This window comes from Nonomuraea sp. NPDC050786 (assembly GCF_040654115.1).
GTDB lineage: Bacteria > Actinomycetota > Actinomycetes > Streptosporangiales > Streptosporangiaceae > Nonomuraea.
Genome location: NZ_JBFAHJ010000040.1, coordinates 96,089 through 100,229, shown reverse-complemented (window position 1 = coordinate 100,229; position 4,141 = coordinate 96,089). Strand labels below are relative to the sequence as shown.

Annotated in this window: 4 protein-coding genes and 1 pseudogene; 2 read left to right on the top strand and 3 right to left on the bottom strand. The window is 64.0% G+C overall.

The annotated features are described in order from the left end of the window. Positions 1–291: 291 nt before the first annotated feature. Positions 292–1,418, top strand: a pseudogene (locus AB0H84_RS46815) (IS630 family transposase). Between the two features lie 93 nt (positions 1,419–1,511). Here the strand turns inward: AB0H84_RS46815 and AB0H84_RS46810 are convergent. Continuing rightward, a complete protein-coding gene (locus tag AB0H84_RS46810; protein WP_357619717.1) occupies positions 1,512–2,012 on the bottom strand; it encodes an SMI1/KNR4 family protein in 501 nt (166 codons plus the stop codon). 320 nt (positions 2,013–2,332) lie between these two features. On the opposite strand from AB0H84_RS46810, the gene AB0H84_RS46805 reads away from it, so the two are divergent. Next, the gene (locus tag AB0H84_RS46805) at positions 2,333–2,755 is read left to right on the top strand and encodes a hypothetical protein (protein WP_357619715.1); all 423 of its coding nucleotides are present in this window, start codon (positions 2,333–2,335) and stop codon (positions 2,753–2,755) included. A 349-nt stretch (positions 2,756–3,104) separates the two neighbouring features. Here AB0H84_RS46805 and AB0H84_RS46800 read toward each other — a convergent pair whose 3' ends face one another. Both AB0H84_RS46800 and AB0H84_RS46795 read right to left on the bottom strand, forming a co-directional pair. After that, on the bottom strand, positions 3,105–3,746 hold the full coding sequence (locus tag AB0H84_RS46800) for a response regulator transcription factor (protein WP_357619713.1): 642 nt from the start codon (positions 3,744–3,746) through the stop codon (positions 3,105–3,107). Further along, on the bottom strand, positions 3,743–4,141 hold a 399-nt coding region (locus tag AB0H84_RS46795), incomplete at its 5' end, for an ATP-binding protein (RefSeq protein WP_357619711.1). The genes AB0H84_RS46800 and AB0H84_RS46795, both read right to left, overlap by 4 nt.

The following is a 4,141-nucleotide window of genomic DNA, read 5'->3' as shown; positions in this document are numbered from 1 at the left end:
CATGCGCCAGATGCACGGCCGGGCTGGCTTCACGCTGCTCCGCCACCGCATTCTCTTGCCTAGCTCTCCGTCACCACCGAATCTGAGACAGAGCCGAAAACCGTACAGTCCCCCGCCGTCAGGCCGGACGCGATGATGAGCCGTCGGCGGACATCTGCGGCTGACAGAGATGATCACGATCTCAAGCACGTGCCTAGTGCTGCGACCGGAAATGATCACCAGGTTTGGCGTGCAGGACGGTCCTGCCAGTTGGATGGGCTGATCACGCTCAATCGGCGCTTGGGAGGTCAGGTGACGCAACCGGTTAAGGTCCGCAGGCTCACGGATCAAGAGGGGCAGAAGCTGCAGCGGATCGTGCGGCGCGGCACCACCAGCACAGTCCGCTATCGGCGGGCGATGATCCTGCTGTCCTCGGCCGGCGGCAACACTGTGCGGGTCATCGCCCGCCTGATGGCCGCCGATGAGGACACCGTGCGCGATGTGATCCACCGCTTCAACGAGATCGGGCTGGCCTGCCTGGACCCTCAGCGGGCGGGAGGCCGTCCCCGCCTGCTCAGTCCTGACAACGAAGCCTTCGTCGCGCAGACGGCCACCACCCGACCCGCCAAGCTCGGCCAACCGTTCACCCGCTGGTCCATCCGCAAACTCCTCGACTACCTGCACCGCCTTCACGGCCGCGCCATCACCCTCGGCCGGGAAGCCTTACGCACCCTGCTGGCCGCTGGCCCATCACGGCATCACCTTCCAGCGCACCAAGACCTGGAAAGAATCCCCGGATCCGGACTTCGACGCCAAGCTGGACGAGATCGAGTACGCCCTGACACACCGTCCCGAGCGCACCTTCGCCTTCGACGAGTTCGGGCCCTTAGGGATCCGACCCACCGCGGGGACGGGCTGGGCACCGCAGGGCCAGGCGGACCGGCTGCCGGCCACCTACCGCCGCACCCAGGGTGTCACTTACTTCCACGGTTGCTACTCCGTGGGTGATGACCTGCTGTGGGGCGTCAACCGAGCCCGAAAGGGCATCGACCACACCTGGGCCGCGCTGAAGTCGATCCGTGCCGCCCGCCCGGACGGAGCCCCGATCTACGTCATCCTGGACAACCTGTCGGCGCACAAGAACTGGCGCATCCGCACCTGGGTGAAGAAGCACAAGGTCAGACTGCTGTTCACGCCCACCTACGCCTCCTGGGTCAACCCGATCGAGGCCCACTTCGGCCCCTTACGCAGTCACCCTGGCCAACTCCAACCACCCCAACCACACCGTCCAGACCCGGGCCCTGCGCGCCTGCCTATGGTGGCGCAACACACACACCCGCCACCCCGACGTCCTGGCTGCCCAACGCCGCGAACGCGCCCGCATCCGCAGCGAGAAGGGCATCCGCTGGGGCGGCCGGCCCCTGACACACGCAGCCTAAACCCCCGTCGCCCAAGCTGGTGATCGTTTTATGCCACGGCGAACTAGTGATGAAGAGACGTGCCGCCGCAGGAGTGACGCACTGTGCTGCCAGCTAACGAGGAATACCGGACCTACCTGTCTGCGGTGGGTGATACCAGGCAGAAAACGTGGGAAACGGCCCAAGGTCGTGCGGGCTGTCGCGGTACGCGGATCGTGCGGGCCGCCAGTGGTCTCCTTCGGCCCAGAAGTCCCAGACGGTCCCGAGGAGTTCACCCGTCGTGACCAGCGCAGTATAGCCGTCGTGGCCATGATCACAGATGAGGATGCAGCCGCCGACGTTCATCGCGCGTACGCTCGGCCCTCCGCCTTGCGAGCCAGGGGACTGCGTCCAGGCCAACCAGTCGGTGTGGATCCGCTTGGCGTCCTGCCGGGTGAAAGGGAACATCCCCGCTGGGCCATGGCTCATGGCGAGCACCTCCGCTGGCCCAAAGAGCCCGTAGTACGGCCCCGCTCCGACGCCCACCCGTAGAAGGTGATCTCGGTAGGCCCATGGCAGCGAAACTCCGAGATCGGCCTCGAAGGACTCGACCTGGTCCACGGTCAACAGGTGCATGGTGCACAACCTATTGCGGTACCTCGCAGGATCCACAGTCCTTTCGCCGCACCTCTGTGGCCTGTGGTCCGCAGGATGGTCGCACTCCCTCGGCGGATTGTGTTTCGGCAGAGCGGCGTAGCGCTGGGGCGGACGCGCACTCGCCCCGTAGCCGAACCTCTTCATCGAACCCGATGATCGCTTCCGGTCACAGCACTGGAGCTGATTAGTCGCGGAACATTCAGTTTGAGTCAGCCGTCCAATCGATCATGGATCTGCGACACCTGAGACGCTCACCCGCTCTCCTGTGCGCCCTGGCAGCGCCGTTGCTGTACGCCGGAGTGACCCTGATCGCGATCCAATTGGCCGCCCACCCGACGGAGCTCGACCTCCGGGACGAATGGCCCTGGACGCCACGACAGCTGGAAAGGGAGATCGCCTCAGCGGAGGCATGGACGCTCAGCATCACCCTCGTCCTCGCCGTCGAGGCGGTCCTACTCGCCGCGCTGGGTGGCCGACTGAATCGACGATCCACCGCAGGCGGCCTCGTGCTGTGCACGGCCGCCAGCATGGTCTACCTGTTGACTCTCGCCGTGGCCGCATTGGGCACTTACGCGATCGTGCTATATCCCTCTGGCGATATCGATCTCGGGGTTCTTTTCCCAGATTGGTACTTTCCTGCACTGATCACCATCGCCGTCGTGGCCCTCACCGGGCTGACCGTTTGGCTGTCCGCCGCGGTCAGGACTGCCTCGACATCCTGATGGCGACGTCGGAGGTCACGGCGGACGCATACGGTGACGTGCTGCAATTCCCGGATATGTTCACAGCTCGCCAACCGACTCTGCGGCCCGGTGCGCCCCCTTGAACCAAGCGCGACTCACCCCTCCAAGCCGATCGCCTCAAACACGCTCTCAGCCGCCGACTCAATCACTTCACTAAAGCAATTCAGCGGCCGATCACGCCAACACCTTACAGCACCAAACCCACACCTTAATAACTGGCATCAACATCATCCAGCTACCAATATCGACAAGATCGTGCGAGCCAGCAGGCCTGCCTTCACCAAAACTTACAGCCAACCTTGGCCACTCAAACCACCCTGCAGCAGATTCACCCCGCAGCTGAAACCAGTCCACTCTCATACGCTGCGATAACAAGCTGCGCCCGGTCTCGAGCCTCCAACTTGGCCAGCAACCTGGTGATGTGGGTCTTCACCGTAGCCAAGCTCACCTGCAGATATTCCGCGATCTCCCCATTGGACAGCCCACGAGCGATCAGCATCAGCACCTCACGCTCGCGCTCCGTAACGCCGTCCAGCCCTTTTATCCGAGGAAGAACCGGCGTACGCGTGAACTCTTCGATCAGCCTACGCGTAACCGTCGGCGCCAGCAACGCCTCTCCACCTGCGACCACCCGAATAGCAGCAAGCAATTCCGCAGGCGGCGTATCCTTCAGCAAAAACCCACTGGCACCGGCCCGCAGCGCATCATAAACATAAGCGTCAAGGTCGAACATCGTCACGACAAGGACCCGCGCTACATCCTTGATCCGCCGCGTAGCCTCAATCCCATCCATTTCCGGCATCCGTACGTCCATGAGGACCACGTCCGGCCGCTCCTCCAGAGCAACGGAAACCGCCTCGCCCCCAGTGGAAGCCTCTCCCACTACGGTCAAGTCAGGCTCGGAGTCGACGAGCACGCGAAAGCTCCCCCTGAGCAACGCCTGATCATCGGCGATAACCACGCGGATCACAGAACCTCCTTATACGGCAGCGTGGCGAAAACGCGGAACCCCCGGCCAGGAAGGCTCCCTGCTTCGAACTCCCCGCCGTACATCATGACCCGCTCTCTCATCCCGATCAGGCCATGCCCGGTGCCGACAGCAGGCGCCGTACGTCTTCCGAGCCCGTCATCCACCACTTCTATCCGTACACACGTGCCATCGGCGACCACGGAGACCTGGCAGCGCGCACGGGAGGCATGTTTGATGACGTTAGTGAGCGCCTCCTGCACGATGCGATAAACCGACACCTCTACGCCCTCGGGCAACCGCCCCAAATCCCCGGCCTTGCCCTTACGTCCTTCACCGTTTCCCCGGACGCGCGCCTCACCGCCGATCCGCGCCCCGCCCTCACCATCGCGACCACC

Bases quoted from the DNA above. Each gene is read 5' to 3' on its own strand.
- AB0H84_RS46810 (WP_357619717.1), bottom strand. From the start codon at position 2,012: ATGCACCTGTTGACCGTGGACCAGGTCGAGTCCTTCGAGGCCGATCTC.